The following is a 309-nucleotide window of genomic DNA, read 5'->3' as shown; positions in this document are numbered from 1 at the left end:
GCGCGACCACCGCCCCGGCGGAATGGGCCAGGATGTAGTAGGGCCCGCGACAGTCAGGCAGCACCACCTCCTCGAAGAACTGCTCGAGATCGCTGGCGTAGTCGCGGAAGCTGCGGACGTAGCCTCGCTGCCGGTCGCCGATCAGCCGGTCGGAGCCGCCCTGGCCGCGCCAGTCGAGCGTGGCGACGCCGAAGCCGCGGCCGCAAAGATCGCGGATGGTCTCGAAATATTTCTCAACGCACTCGTTGCGCCCGGTGAGCAGGACCACGGTGCCCTTGAGCGGGCGGGTGGTGGCGGCAAAGACGCCGT

At 68.9% G+C, this 309-nt stretch carries 1 protein-coding gene; it reads right to left on the bottom strand.

Features of this window, described 5'->3' with window-relative positions; all coding sequences use genetic code 11:
• A partial coding sequence (locus tag EN807_RS34155; protein ID WP_135938067.1) for an alpha/beta hydrolase occupies nucleotides 1–309 on the bottom strand: 309 nt, incomplete at both ends.

The sequence above is a fragment of the Mesorhizobium sp. M5C.F.Ca.ET.164.01.1.1 genome (genome assembly GCF_004792125.1).
GTDB classification, from domain to species: Bacteria; Pseudomonadota; Alphaproteobacteria; order Rhizobiales; family Rhizobiaceae; genus Mesorhizobium; species Mesorhizobium wenxiniae.
Note: the sequence above shows the minus strand (reverse complement) of the source record. Positions and strands in the feature narration are given on the sequence as shown.